Genomic DNA, 21817 nt, shown 5'->3' with positions numbered 1-21817 from the left:
ACATGCAGCGATACGAAAAATATAAAGATAGTGGGATAGATTGGTTGGGTAAGATTCCGGAGCATTGGGAATTAAATAGGCTTAAACATATTTTTAAAGAAAAAAAGAAAGTACTAAATTTTTTTTTACCAGCAGGTTCAATAAGTTTTGGTAAAGTTGTTTTCAAAGATGATGAGAAAATACCCGCATCTACTAAAGCAACGTATCAGGAAGTTTTGAAAGGAGATTATCTCATCAATCCATTAAATCTAAATTATGATTTAATAAGTTTAAGAATTGCTTTGTCAGATATTGATGTCGTTGTTAGTTCTGGTTATATTGTGATACAAGATGTAATCCAATTAAATAAGAATTATTATAAATGGCTCCTCCACCAATATGATATTTCATATATGAAATTACTGGGGGCCGGAGTTCGACAGACTATCAATTTTAATAATATTGCTAATAGTGAGTTACCGTACCCTCCGTTAAATGAACAAAAAGTCATCTCAAAATTTCTTGACGATAAATGTGAGAAAATTGATGTAGCGATTCACCTTAAAGAGCGACAGATTGAAAAGCTAAGTGAACTAAGGCAAATCACTATTCAAAATGCAGTTACCAAAGGAATTCAACATTTTAATGGAGAAGCTGTCCAAATGAAGAATTCTGGAATAGATTGGATTGGCGACATACCAGAGCATTGGTCTACACGACGATTAGCATCCTTAGGAAGATTTTCGAAAGGTGGTGGTTTCTCAAAAGCTGATTTGGTTGAGGAAGATGGAGTGCCGGCTATTCTTTATGGAGATATATACACTAAATATAATTACAAAATTTTGGATCCAATTCGTTTGATCTCTGTTGATGCTAGCCATAATGCTGTTAAATTGGAATATGATGACTTGTTATTTACGGGGTCGGGGGAATTAAAAGAGGATATAGGTAAATGTGTTGTTTTCAAGTCACAATTAAAGACTATGGCTGGTGGAGATGTAATTATTTTTAGGCAGGTTTATAATTCAAGTGAATATTTGTCGTATTGTATGAGTACAAATGGAGCAAAATATGAAAAAGCGAAAAGTTCTAAAGGAGAGATAATAGTTCATACCTACGCTTCTAAATTAAGAGAGATATATGTTCCATTTCCTCCAATTAATGAACAACGTCAAATAGTAGCTTACTTAGATGAACAAACCTCAAAAATGGGTAAAGCAATTGCTCAAAAGCAAGAACAAATAATCAAGTTGAAAGAATACAAAAAAAGCTTGATTAACGAAGTAGTTACTGGTAAGCTGAAAGTAGTTCAATAATTTTAGCTATCAATTTTAAATCTAAATTCGAAAGTATGACCTCAAAATATAACGAACAAGCTTTAGAATCCCTTATTGAAAAGGCACTTACAGGATCATCCTTGGAAGATCTGAAAGAGCAGGGAACCAATATTGCAGATGCCAATGACAAATATGGGCAATATCTGTCCGGAAAAGGATACTATCTAGGCGATGCACTCGATTTTGACAAGAGCTATGCATTGGATACACACCGTTTTTGGAACTTCCTTCAGGCTACGCAGACCAAAGAACTTGCCAAGCTGCAAGTCTATGGCGATTGGAAACTAAAAATCTTGGAACGTTATGATCGGATGATCAAAAAATACGGTGTGCTTCGCGTGCTCAAGAAAGGACTAGATGTAGACAATGCACATTTGACACTTTTTTACGAAGCACCAAGCGCCAGCAGCGCGCAATCCGTACGGGATAACTTTGCGCAGAATGAGTTCGCTGTAACCCGGCAAGTTCGTTACTCTACGCTCAATCCCGGTGAAGAGATCGACATGGTCATTACAGTTAATGGAATACCGCTGTGCTCCATCGAGCTGAAGAATACATGGACTGGGCAGACGGCTGCCGTACAAGGAATACATCAGTATAAATACAGTCGAGACAGCAACCAACCGCTCCTTCAGTTTGGTCGATGTCTGGTGCACTTTGCGGTGGATACCGACGAAGTATATATGACCACCAAATTACAGGGCAAGGATACCTTCTTTCTGCCCTTCAACAAGGGTAATAATATGGGCAAAGGCAATCCGGTCAATCCAAATGGACACCGTACTGCCTACCTTTGGGAAGAGATTTTCTCTCAGGAAAGTTGGGCAAGTATTATCCAACATTTTATGTTGCTCGAAGGCAAGGATAGTGATCCATTAAATAAGAAATTCTATATTTTTCCGCGCTATCATCAACTTGATGTTGTACAGCGATTAATACATGATGTCAGGGATCAGGGGGCAGGTAGCACCTATTTGATCCAGCACTCTGCCGGATCAGGCAAATCAAATTCTATCACCTGGACGGCTTTTCAACTGATCGAGGTAGAAGATAATGAAGGCCGAGCATTATTCGATTCCGTAATTGTGGTTACCGATAGAAGGGTGTTAGATAGGCAATTGCGCGATAATATCAAAAGTTTTTCGGAAGTAAAGAATATTATCGGCGCAGCTTTTTCATCGAGTGATCTAAAGCTTGCATTAGAAAGCGGCAAGAGGATCGTGATCACTACGATACAGAAGTTCCCACATATCCTCGACGATATTGATGATATGAGCGATAAACGCTTTGCCATTATTATCGATGAAGCACATAGTAGTCAAGGTGGTTCCGCAGCGGATAAGATGAATCAGGTATTAGGCAAGCTCGAGAGCAATGAAGAAGGGGAGGTCGACGCACAGGATTTGATCTTACGAGCTATGGAAGCGCGCAAGATGCGCCAAAATGCATCCTATTTTGCTTTCACTGCTACGCCAAAGAATGCAACATTAGAAAGATTTGGCACGCGCCAGTCAGACGGTTCATTTAGGCCATTTCACCTCTATTCGATGAAGCAAGCGATAGAAGAGGGGTTTATCTTGGATGTACTGGCAAATTATACGACGTATAGAAGCTACTACCAGCTAAAGAAATCCATCGACGATAATCCCGAGTTTAATACAAACAAAGCCCAGAAACGTTTAAAAGCTTTTGTAGAACGAGATCCGCGCACCATACAAGCCAAAGCACGGATTATGTTGCAGCATTTTTTGCAACAGGTCTACTTTAAAAAACTGCTCAAAGGTAAAGCCAAGACGATGGTCGTTACCCAAAGTATCGAATCCGCCATCCGCTACTACCAGGCTTTGAAGCTCATACTATCCGAATATGATAATCCATTTAAGATCATCATTGCTTTCTCTGGAAAGAAAACGGTAGACGGTATAGAGTACAGCGAAGCTTCGCTGAATGGTTTTCCGGATTCAGATACTAAAGAACAGTTTGATCAAGACGACTATCGTATCTTGGTGGTAGCAAATAAGTATTTGACAGGATTTGATCAACCGAAGTTGACAACGATGTATGTCGATAAGAAATTGCAGGGTGTATTATGCGTGCAGGCATTATCTAGGCTCAATCGATCGGCGAATAAATATGGCAAGAAAACCGAAAACCTGTTCGTGCTAGATTTTTTCAACGATAGTACCGATATCAAATTTGCCTTTGACCCATTTTATACCGCCACTTCTTTGAGTGGAGCGACTGATGTCAATGTGCTGCATGACTTGAAAGATGCTTTGGACGATTCAGGCGTCTACGAGTGGTCGGAAGTTGAGATTTTCAATACCAAATTTTTTCAAAATGTTCCGGCCGACGAACTCAGTCCGATTATCGATGAAGCCGCCATTCGATTCAATAATACATTGGATTTAAATGATGAGCAAAAGGCGGATCTCAAGATCAAAGCCAAGCACTTTGTTAAGGTATATGGACAAGTAGCAGCGATTATCACTTTTGAAAATATGGCTTGGGAAAAACTATTTTGGTTCTTGAAGTTCCTGATCCCGAAGATGATTGTTAAGCGCAAGGAGGATGAATTACTTGATGAATTATTAGATGCGGTCGATCTTTCGACCTATGGTATAGAACGCGTACGCTTGAATGAATCTTTATTATTAGATAAAGACGAAAGTGTACTTGATCCGGCTAATGCCAATCCACGGGGCGCTCATGGTGATGACGAAACGGAAGCATTGGACAAGATTATAAACGACTTTAACGAACGATGGTTTGCGGATTGGGATGCCACACCAGAGGATAAGCGGCAGGTCTACGAAACATTCACCCAGCGTATTGCCGAGCACCCGGATTATCAAAACAAATATTTGGATAATCCAGATACCTACACTCGAGAATTGGCTTATAAAAAGATATTTGACGAGGTAGCATTATCCATGCGTAAGTTCCAGATGGAATTTGCTAAGCGGTTGATGGATGATCAGTTTAAGCAGGAGTTCCGGAATAGTACGCAACGATATTTGGATCGGTAGGTAAAATGTAATTTATTTACTGTTGAATTTGGATATATTTATTTTGATAATAAAATAATTAAAATGACTTTACATCAAGCGATTGAATTGGTATTGAATAGAAAGGGCGTGCCTATGACTCCTTGGGAACTTGAAAGAGAGTTAGTCATTTCTGAGGATTACCTGAAGAAAGATTTGACTAAACCTAATGCTGAACAAATTGTGTTGCGTATAAGAAAATACCCTCATCTATTTCAGATCGTAAATGGTTATGTTATTAATGTAAGAGACGAGGATTTAATTACGCTTGTAAAAAGCGTTAACAGAATTAAGGTACTTTTAGGTGATGTGTTTTCATTTGAAAACACGCAGTTATTAATTGCTAGTTTTTTGTTTTTCAAGAGAATATCTGATAAAGAAGAAGTTAATTTCTCTTTTATAGATTCGTTAATAAATTTTGATTTTTTTAAACAGACAAATTCATTAGGTTATTCAATTTTCTATGAATTAGAAAATCAATTTAAACGACTTGGCAATCCTGTTTCGAGCGATATTTATAACTTGCTGTTTGATATTGAAACTGCACAATATGATGATGAGAGATTTGCCTCAATTTTTGAATTTATTATTTACAATTTATCTGCAGAGAAGTCAAGTTTTAAAAATTCCTCTCCTGAATTTATTCGAAATCTTCTTCCACAACTTGCGGACAGAAAGATTGTTATGAAGGTTTTTGATCCAACTGCAGGTATGGGAGGTATTTTGACGTCTACTGTGAAGAGTTTCCCAAATGTGGAAATTTATGGTACCGAAATTAATATACAATCTGCGGTTATTGGAAATCTTAATTTGTACTTGCATGGGTATCAAAATAAGCCAATCCAGGAAAGAAGTTTCTTTCAAGTGGAGTATGACAGATATGATTTCATTGTTGCAGATTTTCCAATTAGTGGTGTCACATATAAGAATATAGGAGAAACGGGCTTTTACTTTCAAAACTTGCAATCGAATGGAAGAGGATTCGCTTCTTTAGTGACGAAATGTTATGAATTATTGTCTGCTAATGGAAAAGCAGTTGTGACCATTGCAGATAGTTTTTTAACAAAAAGAGGTATAGATCAGGAAACTAGAAGATTTTTAGTTATGAATAATATAATAGAAACTATTATAAGTTTACCTGCTGGCTCATACAAGCCCTATAGTAACACAAAAATGTCAATCTTGATTTTGAATAAAAGAAAGCCCGAAAGACTGCGAAATAAAATCAGATTTATTCGCGCAACGCCGATTGAGAGTAGTAAAAATAGTGTTGTAGTAGATATTGAGAAAATCATTGAAGAGTATCTTTACTTTAATGAAAATACTGCTCAGAATATTATAGAGATTAATGACTTCGATGAAGATTTTAATTTAACTGCTGAAAGGAACTCCCCTCAACATTTAATAAGAAAAATAATGTTAAAAGAAGGGCGAGCATTTTTTTTAGAAGCTATAGCGGATGTTAAGGGAGGAATACCGAAATCCCATTTGCCAGAGTTACCCATTGGAGTACCGTATATCAAAATAGAAGATCTAGATGAAGAAGTACTTGATATTAAGTTGAAAGTAAAGGGAGAGTTCGACTTTACTTCAAATGATTACTTTACTTTGTCCAAATATGCGATTTCTAAGCCATGTATTTTGATAAGCACAGTTGGTAAGAAAACAAAGACAAATATTTATTACCCAACACCAGAAGTACCTTATATACTAACTTCAAGTAACATTGTTAGTATTATTGTTCAAGACAACTTCTGGAATCTAGACTATGTGTATTTTCAACTTAATAGTTTCTTTGTTATAGATCAGATTAATTCATTTAGAAAAGGTGATATAATTCCCTACTTTTCATTAAAAGATATAAAGAAGATCTTAATTCCATACGCGGAGTCGGCTGCACAAAAGTATAAAATTGATCAACAAAAATCTGAGATTATTTTTAAAGAAGAATCAAATGGAGCTTTTAAATTAACTAAAGAACATGTTGATAAAGAAAAGGAGCAAACTGAACTAGATTTGGTAAGGACTATTACCCATCAACTCAAACATATGCTTACAACAGTCCATACGCACGTAGAGAAAATTAAGCGGATTACTGAAGTTAATAAGTTGGGTGAGATGAAAGAGTATGTGGCTGATGACAGTATTTTGGAAGAGCAGGAAGGATTTGAAGCTGCCGAAAATAGATCTTTAAATGAAGTTATCGTTAGTGCTTATACCAGTACTCTCTTGTTGAATCAAATTTTAGATGACGTGAAGAGAGCAATTCATTTAGAACTGGAATTAAATACATATTCAATTAAGGATGTTATGCAAGAAGTCTCGCGCAGCTATCCTTACATAGATATTAAAATTACTGGATCTGATGTCGAAGTTAAGCTATCTAAGTCACATATAGTTGATGTTTTTAGAACACTTATATGTAACTCTATTGAACATAGTTTTAGAGATATTAGAGATGGGAGGATAATGGTCAATATAAAACTATTGACTGATGTAGTAATATTAGAATACCACACGAATGGATCTGCTATTAAGATAACTGAAAGGGAATATAAATCTATAGCTACTAAGTCAACAAATAGTAGAGGAACGGGAATGGGGGGGTATTACATCGATAAAGTTATTCACGCACATAACGGAAAATTGCGAATTAAAGAAAATTTGAAAACAGGAGTTAAAATAGAAATTGAAATACCAATTTTAAATGATTATGAATAAGTTTTTGTTACTAATAGATGATAAGGAAGAGTTTAAAGACTCATTCTTAATTGAGGCACAAAGTAAAGGTTACCGTACCGCCTGGGGTAGAAGTAAACAGGAGTTGGAAGAAAAAATTCCCCTTCTCAATCGTAAAATTACTGCTATTATCTTGGATGTAAAATGCCTTTTGACAAATAATCAAGAAATCGAAAATAATAATTTTATTGGTGCTGCACTTAGCTTTTTAGATAGAAATTACAAGCATTTACCACGTGTTATATTGACTGGAGACGAAGAAGCTTTTACGAATGCTAACAATATTTTTTCAGAGTCAGAGCTTATTTTTAAGAAAGATCCTACAGGCTTAAATAATCTGTTTATTAAACTAGATGAATTTCATCAGGAATTACCCAACCGTTTAATGACAATTGACGAAAAAGAAATTTTAAGTCTGATTGATAATAGCGAGGGCAGGATTCTCGAATTTAAATCTGCTTTGCAATATGACTTTTTCTATGGTAAGAAAAATAAGTCTGGTCACCATAATATACTTAAATCTTTAGCAGCATTTTCTAACTCTGATGGAGGAGTCTTGCTTTTAGGTGTAAATGACGATAAATCCATTTGTGGGCTGGAAGATGGCGATTTTTCTACTCTAGTTGGTGGCGATAAGGAAGATGCATACAAATTGCTTTTAGATGAGTTGGTTCAGACGTCATTTGGGAACGATTTTCAATCTAATTTAGAAGCAATAAAATTTTATAAAGTAAAGGGAAAAACTGTGTGTAAGATAGTTGTAAAAGGTAAACATTCATCCCCTATATATATTAATATGCCGGCTGCAGATGGAACAATTTCTCAAGTACTCTTTATAAGAGGACAGGCAAGCACGAGAAAATTGAATGATAATGAGGTTTCAAGTTATTTAAAAAATAATTGGCCAGAAAGATTCAATGTTTTAAGTCAGTAATAATGGAAATCATATTATAGATTTAGTCCCTCAAAGTATTTAAATTTTGAGGGATTAAAAACTATCGTTGGTTGTGTAAATTCAATAGATCTTCAGATACACCAAATTTGTCCGCCATTTTTTTATGTCTTTCAAGAGTGGCATAGTATCCTTTAAAACTTTCCAAATGCCTTTTATAAGATGCTATCAAATCCTCACCATTTGCAATAACGAAATAACCGTCATTATTTGAACCTAATCTATTACTCCTTTTTAAAGAATCAATTACCCAATTTTTTATGTTTTGGTCAGTAAACTCGTTTTCAGTGATTCCTAATTCTCGAACTGTCTCAATAATCTTTCTGGTTTTAATGGGATTATTACTGAAATGCTTATTTTCTGATAAAATACTTAACAATAAATTTTTAAATGAAGCTAGGTCTCTAAAGTAACCTGTTGCAAAGTTCTCTTTATTGCCCTTACCTACAACTCCGACTATATGATCTGTAAGAAGTTCGCTTTCACCTTTGTTAATTTTAAGTCCTATGTCTTTTAACCTATCTAAATCGTCAGAAAATGTATATACGAGATTATTTTCAAATAAAATCTTTGATACCTCTTTCCAAGGATTATTATAGCTGTTAGATTCTGAAAAATAGTCAAATTTATAATTCAAAATAATATTACCAATCGTCAAATCTAACATTGTATCAACTAAATTTTGATCTGTCTTCTTATTGGATTTACGCGCTTGTTTGCCTAAAGTATCATACAATAAATCTTCAAGATTATCTAACTGGCAATCCAATTCTGAATTATCAACATCATCAAGACTTTCCAAAATTATTGCTTGGCATCTATTGTATACAGAATTAGTTAATTTGAAATCATTGTCCTCAGCAATATTCGTCCCAATAATCTCTGAGCATGTAGTCACTATACTTTCTATATGATAATTGAATTTTTTGACATAACTCTTTGCTCTATAACTTTCTGTTAGGAGTATGTTTCTAATAATATCTTTTTGAGCAATCAAAATGTCCATTACGCTATTTTTTTTCTAATTATAATTAGTTCGTCAGGAATTGTTTCCTGTCCAAGTCCTGTGACATAAAATTTGTAATTTGATCTATAGTAATGATCTTCCTCTAATTTTTGTAAATCAATGTTAAAAACATCCGTTACTTCGCCTTCTTCAATTAGCTTATAATAGTATTTATTCAAGTTCTTAAATTTAGACCATGGATTTTTTGAACTACCTAATAACGTTAATTTTCCGTTTTTATCTAATAGCTGTTGTACCTTGGAAAGAAAATTTTTCGTTTGATACTTTCCATTAAATCCAACTTCATACGGATTACAAATCACAATATTGTCAAAAGTCCTGCCATTAAATGGAGGATTATAAAAATCACAAACTCCGTCCAAATAATGACAACTTTGTTTTTCGTAATCATCGGGGAATTTAGTAAAATGTTCCATTTTAGGTAATACTAAATCAGTTGAATAGCAAAGAGGAAATTCCTTTTTGCCAAAGAACCCTGTACCGCCACAAAACTCAATGTTTTTAATTTCTCTTACTAATTCTAGGTGATGAACTAATGGCTGTCCATTAATATCAAATATCGGCATTTTTGTCTATTCAAAAAATATTAATATATTACATCAAATCTTAAGGTAGTAAAGCTATGGAATTTTTAGATGAAGTGCAATTTTTTCGATTCGATGGTATAAATTACCTTAAATTGTTTGAGATTATTAGAAATGAAACATTATGGGAGAAGACTATGAGATCAAGATGGACTGCTTCATACGGAAAGCCGTATAACTATAATGATACTTTTTACGATTTTAAGGGTGTACCTGAATATCTTGATGAAATTATAGATCTTATCGACGTTAAGTTAGGATATCGGCCAAATAATTGTTTAATCAATTTTTACAATAATAGAGATTCAAAAATGGGCTACCATTCCGACAATATTGATATTTTAGAAAAGGACACAGGTATTACCATTCTTTCTTTAGGTGCAAAGAGAGTTATGAAGTTTAAAAACATAAAGGACAGCCAAACCATAGAAGTAGTTTTAGATCCAAATTCTTTTTTCCACATGTCAAGTGAACTTCAAAAAGAATGGAAACACTCAGTTCTTTCTGTGCATGATGGGATAAATGAAACCTTTTTTGAAAGAATAAGTGTTACGTTTAGGAGGGTGATTTAACTGTCCGTCTCACAGTCGTCGTAGTCGATAATTACAAAAAAGGCAGAAGTGTTCAAGCCCTAGTTCTTCACGCGGATACTTTACCACAGCAATTTTTTCCTGAAGTCGGAATAGAGGGGAGAGTTAGTCTCCTGTTTGCTGTTAAAAACGACAAGCCATTTTTTAAATGGCTTGAAAATCTCAAGGAGAATACATCTTTTTATTTTGATAATGATTTTATCTTTTCCTTTAGCTCTAGATTTTCTTCTTTGAGATGATTGATATAAATTTCGTAACCATCTTTGACCTCATTTGTATAAGTCACCTGTCTATCTCCACCTACGATATTTTGGCTATTATTTAAAACTTGAATAAGTTGAAGATCTAGAATCTGTTGAAGGGTGCAATGGAAATAATTAGCGATTTTAGTAACCAGACCTAGCGATAAATCTATGACTTTTGCTTGTTCAATATCGTCCAACTCCTGAACAGTTAAATTAAGCTCATTTGCTAGAAGTTCTAAGGACATTTTTTTTATATTACGAAGGGTTTCAATATTTCGTCCTACAGTCCTTATTAAGGATACTAAATCTATTTTATTGTTAATCATATCTGTTATTCTGGTTCAAATGTACTATTTTACTTTTAGAATTTTATCTAGTAGGTCTTGATTTTGTGATTTCAGATAATCAATTTGCTCCTTTAATGCCTTGATAGCTTGTTCATAACCATCAGAAACATTATTTGTTAAGGTATGATTTCCCGATGGTTGATTTATGTATTGCGAGTAATTAAAAATTTGATGTCCCTCAATATCTAAAATTTGTGCCAACGTTATGTTATAGAAATCGCATAATTTAATCAGAAGAGTTAGACTTAATCCATTATACCGTCCGTTTTCAATTTTGCTTAATACAGGATGGGTTACATCTACTTGGGAGGCGACAGCTTCAAGCGTCATTTTTAAAGAATGTCTGACGGTGTGCAAATTTTTTCCGATGGTCGAAAAAATATCATTAGTGTTATTATTAGTTTTCATTTCTTATTTAGTTAATGATTTAAAACTACGAAATGTTTCTGTGAATTACAAATGTGGTTACTTTGTTTAAATTTTGTACGTAATATTCTTTTTAAGAACATTATGTTTATTATTGTTTGAATTTAGGCATTAATAAAGGAGTCTCGGCTATAAATTTCGACATAACAAAGCTAAACGAGGCGGTAGATAATTAATGCCCATATGAATATTTTATGTACTTTAGCGACATTCTATAGCATATGGGCTTCTACTGTATACCGTTTTAGCAGGAGTCGAAACCTTATAGCGCGGTTGTAGAAGCTCGCTATAGTTTCTTTATAACCTTTGGGACTCACCTAATAAACATAAATAGGTGAGTATGAAAAATCTCAAAAAACAACTTTTTAAAAACATCATCCGCAGTCCCGAGTAGCTCGGGTGCTGCCGACCATTTTAATGGTCTCCTCGAAGGATGCGTTGATGACGAAGAGTGAAACCTCAAATTATGAAGATAATTCCGCATTCCGATAAACAAATAATTTTTTTAACAGTAAAAGAAACCTGCTAGGAGATAGGTTAAAGGAGTCAGATCTTTAGATCATCTCTCGAGCTAATCTTTTACACTAACCACTAAAAGAATGCGAAAATTACGCAAACGGGAGAGGTATGTCCTGTTCCCCAAGACAAAAGACAACCCATTAGAAGGTGAAATACCCTTAAGCATTGCCCAAAAAGAAGTCCAGATACATACAGCACGGCCAAAGCCAGTAGCTTTTATTCGGACCTTGTTCGGTGCGTTTACACCGTTGCTTCGTAAAAGAGCCTTAACAGCTTCGGGAAAGGGTAACCCTTTCTTCGGCAATCCTTCGACTGCGCTTCGGGTCGGCTTCGACTCGTTGCCGAAGAACAGTCGAAGCGCAGTCGAACAGCAGTCGAAGACCAGTCGAACAAGACTCGAATACATGTCGAAGCGGTCTCGAAGAACTCTCGAACAACACCCGAAGGAATGTCGAACAGCAGTCGAACAACAAACGAAGAAATGGGATAACGTAGAGAAACTAATTAGTACATCCGTCAATGTGGAAGAAAGGAGAGTGTTATTATCAATAGATGCTTCCTATCGTCAGCATGACATGCCAGGTGTGAGGGAAGTGCTTTCAAGCAAATTTGTACATTCTTATCCCGAGCAGGTGCTCCCTATTCGCCAAGTATGTGTTAAGTATACGCTAAGTAATGATATAGTATTAAAGGGATATAGTACAAAAGCCCTGATTTCGGCAGTGAGATGGCCTTATGCCATGGCAATATTGTACAAGATAGCCGACATTTTTAAATCAACAGTACATAAAAACGGTACTTCAACGATACAGAACCCGTACTATGCGAATACAACAGATCGGGTCAACACCCTACCTGATACCTACCAAGTTCTGCCTGCTTCCGATCGCCACGGCTTCAGTACGGCTTCGCACCGGCTTCGTGCTCCGATGGCGATCGGAGCGCGATCAGACAATGATCAGAGCGCGAAGCCGGAAAAGCAGAACATGGGTAGAAGTAGGGGAGAACAAAAGCAGAATACAGTCAGAACAGCGAGCGGAAAAAGTGCTGTTCACCTATGGTCGCTATACCAAAAAGCTACGGTTAGTATACGGGTTACTTACCAAAAGTATACCTTAGACTTACTAAAGACTTACCAAAGACTTACTAAAAAGCTACCGACCGTATACCATGAAGTTGGTAACAAGTTGCAGGCAGCTTATGCAAAATTTAAGAATAATTTACATTGTTTTAGTAAGTATTGTGTAGCTTTATGGTGTGATAACCAATTAGGGTTCAAGTTAATTACATCAAGATATTATCGGAGTAGGACGCTGTTCTGTAAACCTTTTGCGATTTGGTTAATATCTTTTTTTTGTTCATATGTGTTGTTTAGTGAGGCCCAAGCACAGTCCGTGGAAACGCGGACTGTAGATGGGCTGAATGAAATTGAACCGCTCCAGATAGGGGATACGATCCCGGAGGCGCTATGGAACCTTCCATTGCAGGTCGTAAACCATCCCGATGGTAAAGACACCATCACACTCAACGATTACCGCGATAAGAAGCTTATTATACTGGATTTTTGGGCCACGTGGTGCAGCCCTTGTATAAAGTCTTTACATAAGTTAGATCATATTTTACCAGAATTTGAGCAGGACCTCTTTGTATTGCCCTCGTCTATTGAAGAGACATCGCTGGTTAAAAAGAAATTTGATAGTGAAAAATTTTCGCTTATGACTGCAGTAGAACAAATTGCGCTTAGGAAATATTTCCCGTGCCAATTTTTACCTCACCAAGTTTGGATAGCGGAAAATCGATTATATATCACTACTGGTGGAGAAGCAAGCTCCCGCGAAAACATACTTGGCTTTTTAACGGGCGAGACTCCCGATCTGAAAAATAAAAGCGATGTATTCTTTAAGCCGTATGATTTTATAGATCAGTATGCCATCGAGCGCAACGCCCCTTTAATTACCAAGTCAATAGTTACAGGGTATATTGAAGGTACGGGCAATAGCGGTCGTCGATCCAATGACAGCTTACAAACTTATTTTTTTCTAAATAGACCTGTCATCGATATCATAAAGTCTGCGCTAAAAATCTCCTACAATGAGATCCAATTGCAAAACGCTACGGATATGGCATGGATGATAAATACGGAACAAGATATATCAAATTTATTTTGCTATCAGTTGTTTGCAGCAGCTACAACGGATCAGAAAGATATCAAACGGAAAATGACTGCCGATCTGAGTAATGCTTTCGCCCTGGAAATGCAATGGAAAAGTATGCTGGTCAATTGCCATGTGTTATCGGTACTGGATAAAAATAAACCACAGAAGTACGATAAGAAAGGGTATCCACTTTCATCTTTGGTCGATATGCTGAATTATGTGATCGAATGGAAATCCGATCTTCCGGTTTTCTTGGATGAAACGGGTTTGGACTGGTATCTGCCTGAACGACCATCGAATAAGCTTATCGATAGTTGGAGGGAAAACCCAGAAAAGCTGAAAGGAATGCTTGAGGATCTGGGGCTGACAATTTCAATCCAAAAAAGAGAGATCGCTATGCTCATAGTTTCTGCGGCCGCTGATAACGAAGAGTTGGTAACAGGCACATTAAAAAATCCACGCAAACGATGAATAGAGCAATAGTAATTATTTGGGTACTGTTCATGGCTATGGGCAGTGCATATGGACAACAAGTAGTTGTTCGGGGAACGGTCTCGGATGGTACGAACGGGAAGCCTCTATCTGGAGCCACCGTTAAACTACTTCGGAATGAAGTAGTGCAGACCAAAACTAGCGAATCAGGTCTTTTCGAAATAACCGCTGAACGGGGAGATACCCTCGTAATTAATAATGTGGGATATGAAAGGGGCAGGATCGCCGTTGGTATACATTCAGAGAATATACGGGTGGAGCTTTTTCCTGCAAATATTCATATTGACGACGTGGAGGTCGTTAGCACAGGGTATCAAAATATACCTAGAGAACGCGCTACGGGAAGTTTTGACATAATAGACAATAGCACATTTAACAGATCTGTGACGCCAGATGTATTGAGCAGGTTAGAGAATTTATCGCCAGGTTTATTATTCAACAGAGGTGATGCACAAGCAACTGATCCAATCCTGATCAGGGGAAGATCGACCATAACCGCTGATGCCAGTCCGCTGATCGTATTGGATAATTTTCCTTATGATGGCGATATAAACAATATAAATCCAAATGATATTGAAAATGTTAGCATATTGAAAGATGCGGCGGCGGCTTCTATCTGGGGTGCTAGAGCAGCCAATGGCGTAATTGTAATCAACACAAAGAGAGGGAGAACAAGTAAGCCATCGGTCGCGTTCAATCATAATATTTCATTCCGGGGTAAACCCGATCTCTATAATATATCGTGGATAAGTGCTGCGGACAGGGTGGAATGGGAGAGGTTTCTTTTTGAAAACGGTCGTTACACTGCAGCCCAGGCAGCAACTACATTTGCCGGTAGAGTGAATCCTATTCCGGAAGCTGTTGAATTAATGATTGAAAATCCAACTGATCTTGAAGAAAGACTAGCCGAACTGAAGACGAATGATGTCCGTGAGGATCTTGGTCGTTATTTTTATAGACCAAGTCTGCAACAGCAGCATAGTGTTCAGTTAAGTGGTCATCAGGATCGACTGAATTATGTTTTTTCATCTGGATATGACCACGATAGAACGCAATTGGTCGGGCAAGCAACAGAACGCATTACGTTGCGAACAGTAACTTCTTACAAATTAACTGAAAAGCTACGCTTGGGAACTACCATTAGTTTTATTCAAAACAATCTTCAAAAAGGAAATAATGATGGTATTGCATCGGATTACTTAGGAACTGGTAACGGTATAAGCCCTTATGCTCGATTTGCAGACGTTGATGGCAATCCGATGGCATATTATAGTAATTTTCGAAAGGGTTTCGTAAATACAGTCGGCGATGGTTACTTAATGGATTGGACATACCGTCCGCTTGAAGAAATACACCGAACTAAAACAGACAATAAGGTTCGAGATCTTCTGATGAACCTTTCCGCAGACTATAGCGTCATTCCGGGTGTGGGGCTAACTATGTTATACCAGTATCAAAATCAAGGACGGGGCGACCGGCTACATGCGCAGGCCGATTCCTATGGTGCTCGGAACACCGTAAACCGATTTACGCAAATTGATTATACGACAGGAAATTTGAGCTATCCGGTACCGCAGGGCGGACAGCTATGGCTGGACAATCTGAATATGCAGGGACATCAGGGACGGCTACAGCTGAATGTGGATCGATCATGGAATGCGATACACCAACTGAACGGTGTCGCTGGTTATGAAATAAGGAGTAAGGTAACGGCCGGCAACAGCACATCGTACTATGGATACAATGCAGATTATGAAGCTATAAATAACCGGATTGACTATATAACCCGTTATCCTGTTCACAATACGGGTGGTACCGCACAGATACCCTTGTCCAATAACAGGGTTAGCCGCTTAACGGATAATTTCTTGTCCATGTATGCAAACGCCTCTTATCACTATAAACAACGCTATACGCTGAGCGGAAGCCTGAGGAAAGATGAGGCAAATCTTTTTGGTGTAGAGAGCAATATGCGGGGTACTCCCTTATGGTCGGTGGGAGCAGCATGGCAGTTGCACGATGAACCGTTTTACCACTGGCGTGCCGTAGAGAAACTACGGCTTCGTGGTACATACGGTGTGAATGGTAATATCTCACGGATTGCATCCACGTACGCCGTCGGAACGCTTTTTAACAATGGAATGTCCCACAATATGCCCGCCATTTCAATCACCACACCTCCGAATGAAAAGTTACGTTGGGAAAAGGTGAAAACGCTAAATCTGGCAATGGAATTTGCTGTCCAAGGTGGTCGAGTGAACGGAACAATTGAATACTATAGGAAACAAGCGGTTGACCTTTTGGCGCAGACACCGGCTGATCCGACCTTAGGCTTTACGTCTGTTTATGCCAATACGGCATCGATGTTAGGTAAGGGACTGGATATCCAGTTGAATACGGTTAACACAAAAGGAAGATTGCGGTGGGAGACGAACTTGGTTTATGCCTTCAATAAAGCTACGGTACTAGAATATACAATGCCTGTAAGCGAGGTAGGCCGAACATATGTGACAAGTCTAAACGGAATAAATCCGATAATCGACATGCCACTATACACAGCTTACAGCTTTAAATGGGGTGGTTTACACCCGGATAACGGAGCTCCTCAAGGATACGTTGATGGCGAATTAAGTACAGACTTCAATGTAATTTACAACAATACAAAGCTATCCGACTTGGTATATCACGGACCGACCCAGCCAACGCATTTTGGTGCGCTGCGCAACAGTTTCTCGGTTAGCGGTTTTCAGATGTCTTTTAATATCAGTTATAAATTTGGACATTATTTTAGAACTAATTCAGTTTCGAACGCTGGAATTATCAGCGGGTGGTCAGGACATGGTGATTTTTCGAAACGGTGGCAGCAGCCCGGGGATGAAAAGATCACCAACGTGCCAGCGATGATCTATCCAGCAAACGCGAATCGGGATAATGTATATAGATATGCATCTGTACATATCCATAGTGCGGATCTTATCCGTTTGGAGGACTTGAATCTTTCCTACAGTTTTGCTGGCTCGGGCAGTGCGTTGCCATTTCAGCAACTCAGACTGTATATCTATGCATCAAACTTAGCAACGCTGTGGTATGCCAACAAAGCGGATATTGACCCGTATTTTAACAATGTGCCTAAACAAGCAAGAACCATTGCATTAGGTGTTTCGGCTAACTTTTAATCATCAAATCATGAGAATTCTTTATATATGTGTTGTTATTGCTTTCTTTTCATGTAGTAAGGAAGCGTTTCTCAGTGAGAAACCCGATAAATCGGATGTGGTTCCTACCACATTAGCAGAACTACAGGCTGTCCTAGATCAAGATCGGGACATGAATGGAATGGGAACCTCTGGGAGAGGCCCTGTTCCTAATCTAGGGGAGATTGGTGCGGATAGCTATTATGTGACGGATCAAACCTTTAACAGCGTGCTGGCAAAGCAGATGCAAAATTATTATAGCTGGAGTACAGAACCGTATGAGGGAATGGAAGAATACAGCTGGCGTTGGCCCTATTTGTCTGTTTTCTATGCTAATGTGGTATTGGATAAACTAAAGGCTACCGATGTGTCGATAAGCCATACTGATGAGTACAATTATTTGTATGGAAGCGCTTTATTTTATAGAGCTCATGCTTACTATCAACTAGCTCAAGTCTTCGCCCCCCCGTATGAGGCAGAAAAAGCTGGCACGTTACCCGGAATCCCACTGCGAGAAAGCGCAGATTTCAATACGCCAAACAAATGGGTTAGTTTGGAAGAAGTTTACACGGTGATCATTGATGATTTGAAACGGAGTGTTGAATTAATGGGGAGCCAAGTTAGGTTTCCTAAAACAAGACCTTCAGGCCATGCAGCACTAGGTCTGTTGGCAAGAGTATATCTTACGATGCAGGATTTTGCGCAGGCGAGGATATTTGCAGAAAGTGCGCTCGGTGTAGGTGATGAACTTTTGGATTATAATACCCTAAACACCGGTCTTAGCTATACTTTTAGTACTGTACATCTCAAAAATCCAGAGATTATATTTGCCTGCAATATGGTGGGTAGCAGAGGTTCCAGCTATCCGACTCGAGATTTCTTTGCTTTGGTACAGCCTGATTTATTGACGCTATACAAGCCAGGGGATTTGCGTCGCGATGCGTTTTTTAAAAACAATTCGAATGGTACGGTATCTTATAAAGGAAGTTACAATGGTGACGATTACTTTTTTACAGGTGTTGCGACATCAGAACTCTATCTGATCTTAGCAGAATGTTATGCGAGAGGGGGACTGTTAGATGAAAGTATAGACTTATTGAACCGGCTGTTAGAGAAGCGTTGGAACAAAACGGATGCATTTGTACCGTTAAAAGTTGCCACGGCTGAAGAGGCGTTGGAAATGGTATTTGAAGAAAGAAGGAAAGAATTGGTATTTAGAGGTTTACGATGGACAGATATTAGAAGGCTAAATATAGAAGGAGCTGGCATTGTTCAAAGCAGAACGATTAACGGGACGAAAATAGAAATACTTCCTAATGACGCACGATACGTATGGCCTCTACCTCCGGAAGTAAGGGCGTTCAATTCGCCTTAAAAAAAGACACCCCTATAAGATGTGATTCTTATAGGGGGCTTTTTGTTGCTGATGTTACTATTTTAATCTGCAGGTTTGTACCGCTGATCAGCGGAATTGGCTTCATCGGAATCACTGAGTTCACTCGGATTCATCTCAGATTCAAATCCTAGAGCACAAATCTGTGGGCCCGGAGTCGGACAGATATCTTCTACGTTCTCCTGACCAGGCGAAGGCGTAAATTCTGAATATTGTCCGTTTGAATCCCGAACGTACCAATGAAGGTCATCCTGCGCTTTAACAGTGACTTTTCCGTCAGATTCGTTTGTATCAGCTTTAGAAACTGAAAATCCTGTAATAGTGGCAAAGGCGATAAGCACCATTGCATTGTTTTTTAGAATATTTTTGATATTCATTTTTGTGGTCTTTTTTTATCGGTATGAACGCGTCAAACTGACTTTAAGCAAAAAAAGATTGCCTTAAAAAACTTTGTAATTGTATTGATCTCCCTTCCATCTTTAACGGGGTGGAGTGATCATTAAGCCCCGGATATACTTTTTACGGGGTATATCGGCACGTATCATAATTTATATCCATACCGGCCTACCCGGGAAAGGGGCAAACTTTCTTGGAAACCTTTTATGAACAACCAGAAAGATATGATAGACCGGTGCAGCGACTAATGAGAGAAAAGCTCGCCACAGCCGAATTGATTTTTTATGACCGACACCGATGCTGCTCGATTGGGCCGGATCCACAGGCGGTACACGCAAGTTTAATTCCGCGGATGAACGACCACCATACGGTGGAAAGAGCTTCTGGAAAATCCGGATGCAGAGGAGCATGATATATCGGGTACGTTTCATGGAGGCAAGGTATACCATAAAGCGATGCAGAAACAGCGAATAAATGCGCAACCTTAATGAATTACTTCATAAATCATATGAATTAATTCACAAAAGCTATGAATTAATGCATAGTGGAAGGGCCACCCGATCTATTTTCCTTAAATTTAGGTTTTAACGCAGTTTGCGAATTTTTAACCATTAAACGATTAGATTATGGAAGAAGAGAAAACAAACAGATCAATAAGAAAGTGCCGTGCGACGGGTAAGGTTTCGTTCGATACTAAAACGGAGGCGAGGCTAACGATCATCAAGCTGAAATGGTCTGCGATAATCCGCCGGAATAAGATTGACGGATCGCGGCTCAAACATCGCGCCGGTAAAATAGCGCAAAGCAGGGTATATTTCTGCTCGTATTGCAATGGATACCACCTGACGAAATGGACCAAGACGAATTATAACAACTATATAGACGTCATCGAACGGAAGCGGGCAAGTAATACATGAAACATTACTTTAGTTTTTGATACCAACGTAGGCTCATGTTCAGATAGTAAGCTTTCTGCTCTTCTGGAAGGAGCGTAGCCAGTAACTTATAGTTATCTCCAAAATCAATGACACGCTGCTCGGCCTTCGTGCCTTTAAGCCAGCAGACATGATCGCTCATCTTTTGCAGATCGTCGGCAAGAAAGTGATCAAAATACCGGCTCATCTCGGGGTTCTGCTGCCGTAGATTAATGAGATCCTTATTGCTGATCTCGATTGTCGTGGAATGTGTGAGGAATACGATCTGCACGTCACTTTTCTTCACCGCGAGTGCACTCTGGGCATGGATAATCAAATCACCTTCTTTCCATAAAGCAACAAGCTTCCGTTCGCTTTTTACTGTTTTGTACGCCGCTGCACCTCCTTCGGTGATTAAGCAAAGCCGGTTCGAAATCTCACCTACCTGCGTAAGCAGGTCTTTAGCTTCATAAGTTCTGGCACTGACGAAAGGAAATATCTCCCGCAACAATTCATCGCTGGGATTTCGATAACGGCTTAATAACGCTTTTAATTCTTGATATACTTTTGTTTGCTCCATAGTTTTTTCTGTGTAAAATCTACCATTCAATATCTGTTTATGTTGTCTTTCAAATTTACCAATTTGCTGTTGGGTATCTAGTTAGTGCCACAATATGCCATTTGCCTACCCCTGTAATCCCATTTGCCTACCCCTAAAATTCGGTTTACCTTGTGAGGTTATTCCAAAATGTACGTCAACATAGATGACTTTTTGAATCGCTTTGCTTTCGTGTTTATGAGATAGCGAACCTTACCGCTCAAAAATAGATAACTAAAAATCTATAATAGTTGCCCAATCCTTGGAAAGCTGTTACCCATTTTATGAATTTTAAAGATAGAAATCAAAATGCGTGTATCCGGTGCTTTAAACATGCTATTTATAACGCATTTTTGCATTTTGTCTCATTTTAAGTCATTTCTCTTACCATCTCGTCAAACATTCTATTCAAAAATAGATAATCAAATTTCGAGAATCTGCGCCCCTGGGGCGCAATATTCGGTCGTTTAGTCATTTCGTTATGCAATAAGTGTTGCGTCTTGCTACTTCGTTTTCATTTGTCATTGCTCATTTTGGAAAATTTTGGATCTCACTTTTCAAAGATAGGGAACGAGTATAGCGTGTTTTGGTGTCTCTAGAGATACCAATTCGGGGGGGGTAATTTTTATTTGAATGACCTTCTTTTTTCAAGTAGACGCCTCTTCAATTCAAATTACATGTTTCCTAAGCCAATTCTATCTAATTTGGAAATGAACTAACAGGATTGATTATGAGATTTCTGCGGAAGTTACCAAACCATATAGTAGATGTATGGATGCAAGTGACAGGTGACGGGGAAGCAACTACAATTATGCTTAACAGATTACTCCGAAAATGGCTTGTTATGCTTTATTTTATGAATGTGTATATGTTAATAGTTTA

Annotated in this window: 16 protein-coding genes; 9 read left to right on the top strand and 7 right to left on the bottom strand. The window is 38.0% G+C overall.

The window, feature by feature from the left end; genetic code table 11:
• Positions 1-2 precede the first annotated feature (2 nt).
• The 4 genes from C4F40_RS07115 to C4F40_RS07100 all read left to right on the top strand — a co-directional run bounded on the left by C4F40_RS07115 (position 3) and on the right by C4F40_RS07100 (position 8036).
• Positions 3-1295: a restriction endonuclease subunit S gene (locus C4F40_RS07115; protein WP_196938651.1), complete on the top strand. Its 1293-nt coding sequence runs from the start codon at positions 3-5 to the stop codon at positions 1293-1295.
• Positions 1296-1330: 35 nt separating this feature from the next.
• Positions 1331-4345, top strand: a complete 3015-nt coding sequence (locus tag C4F40_RS07110) for a type I restriction endonuclease subunit R (protein ID WP_196938650.1) — start codon at positions 1331-1333, stop codon at positions 4343-4345.
• Positions 4346-4408: 63 nt separating this feature from the next.
• Positions 4409-7084, top strand: coding sequence for an N-6 DNA methylase (locus tag C4F40_RS07105; protein WP_196938649.1), 2676 nt, complete (start codon positions 4409-4411; stop codon positions 7082-7084).
• Positions 7077-8036 carry an AlbA family DNA-binding domain-containing protein gene (locus C4F40_RS07100; protein WP_196938648.1) on the top strand — a complete coding sequence of 320 codons (960 nt, stop codon included), beginning with the start codon at positions 7077-7079 and terminating at the stop codon, positions 8034-8036. The genes C4F40_RS07105 and C4F40_RS07100 overlap by 8 nt, the downstream gene beginning before the upstream one ends.
• A gap of 61 nt (positions 8037-8097) precedes the next feature.
• Here the strand turns inward: C4F40_RS07100 and C4F40_RS07095 are convergent, their stop codons facing one another.
• Together C4F40_RS07095 and C4F40_RS07090 are read right to left on the bottom strand one after the other, a co-directional pair.
• Positions 8098-9060, bottom strand: a complete 963-nt coding sequence (locus C4F40_RS07095) for a hypothetical protein (RefSeq protein WP_196938647.1) — start codon at positions 9058-9060, stop codon at positions 8098-8100.
• Entirely contained in the window at positions 9060-9647 is a 588-nt protein-coding gene (locus tag C4F40_RS07090) for a hypothetical protein (protein ID WP_196938646.1), read from the bottom strand. The genes C4F40_RS07095 and C4F40_RS07090 overlap by 1 nt, the downstream gene beginning before the upstream one ends.
• 56 nt (positions 9648-9703) lie before the next feature.
• Here C4F40_RS07090 and C4F40_RS07085 point away from each other — a divergent pair, with 56 nt between their 5' ends.
• Complete coding sequence (locus tag C4F40_RS07085; RefSeq protein ID WP_196938645.1) at positions 9704-10237, top strand: alpha-ketoglutarate-dependent dioxygenase AlkB; 534 nt, start codon at positions 9704-9706, stop codon at positions 10235-10237.
• Positions 10238-10436: 199 nt separating this feature from the next.
• Here C4F40_RS07085 and C4F40_RS07080 read toward each other — a convergent pair whose 3' ends face one another.
• On the bottom strand, positions 10437-10826 hold the full coding sequence (locus tag C4F40_RS07080) for a helix-turn-helix domain-containing protein (protein WP_196938644.1): 390 nt from the start codon (positions 10824-10826) through the stop codon (positions 10437-10439).
• Between the two features lie 24 nt (positions 10827-10850).
• Positions 10851-11255 (bottom strand): helix-turn-helix domain-containing protein, encoded by a 405-nt coding sequence (locus C4F40_RS07075; RefSeq protein WP_196938643.1) that lies wholly within the window; start codon positions 11253-11255, stop codon positions 10851-10853.
• Between the two features lie 617 nt (positions 11256-11872).
• On the opposite strand from C4F40_RS07075, the gene C4F40_RS07070 reads away from it, so the two are divergent.
• Genes C4F40_RS07070 through C4F40_RS07060 form a run of 3 tightly spaced genes read left to right on the top strand, consistent with a single transcriptional unit; the run spans position 11873 to position 19009 of the window.
• Positions 11873-14419 (top strand): thioredoxin domain-containing protein, encoded by a 2547-nt coding sequence (locus C4F40_RS07070; protein ID WP_196938642.1) that lies wholly within the window; start codon positions 11873-11875, stop codon positions 14417-14419.
• Entirely contained in the window at positions 14416-17616 is a 3201-nt protein-coding gene (locus C4F40_RS07065; RefSeq protein WP_196938641.1) for a SusC/RagA family TonB-linked outer membrane protein, read from the top strand. Before C4F40_RS07070 ends, C4F40_RS07065 begins: the two co-directional genes overlap by 4 nt.
• 10 nt (positions 17617-17626) lie before the next feature.
• The gene (locus tag C4F40_RS07060; RefSeq protein WP_196938640.1) at positions 17627-19009 is read left to right on the top strand and encodes a RagB/SusD family nutrient uptake outer membrane protein; all 1383 of its coding nucleotides are present in this window, start codon (positions 17627-17629) and stop codon (positions 19007-19009) included.
• Between the two features lie 62 nt (positions 19010-19071).
• Here the strand turns inward: C4F40_RS07060 and C4F40_RS07055 are convergent, their stop codons facing one another.
• Positions 19072-19404, bottom strand: a complete 333-nt coding sequence (locus tag C4F40_RS07055) for a hypothetical protein (RefSeq protein ID WP_196938639.1) — start codon at positions 19402-19404, stop codon at positions 19072-19074.
• A gap of 171 nt (positions 19405-19575) precedes the next feature.
• Complete coding sequence (locus tag C4F40_RS07050) at positions 19576-19854, bottom strand: hypothetical protein (RefSeq protein WP_196938638.1); 279 nt, start codon at positions 19852-19854, stop codon at positions 19576-19578.
• Between the two features lie 195 nt (positions 19855-20049).
• Between C4F40_RS07050 and C4F40_RS07045 the strand changes: the two genes are divergently transcribed.
• Complete coding sequence (locus C4F40_RS07045; protein WP_196938637.1) at positions 20050-20340, top strand: hypothetical protein; 291 nt, start codon at positions 20050-20052, stop codon at positions 20338-20340.
• A gap of 4 nt (positions 20341-20344) precedes the next feature.
• Here the strand turns inward: C4F40_RS07045 and C4F40_RS07040 are convergent, their stop codons facing one another.
• Positions 20345-20917, bottom strand: a complete 573-nt coding sequence (locus C4F40_RS07040) for a Crp/Fnr family transcriptional regulator (protein WP_196938636.1) — start codon at positions 20915-20917, stop codon at positions 20345-20347.
• Between the last annotated feature and the right edge of the window lie 900 nt (positions 20918-21817).

This window comes from Sphingobacterium pedocola (genome assembly GCF_015209965.1).
In the GTDB taxonomy this organism is placed as follows: Bacteria; Bacteroidota; Bacteroidia; order Sphingobacteriales; family Sphingobacteriaceae; genus Sphingobacterium; species Sphingobacterium pedocola.
Note: the sequence above shows the minus strand (reverse complement) of the source record. Positions and strands in the feature narration are given on the sequence as shown.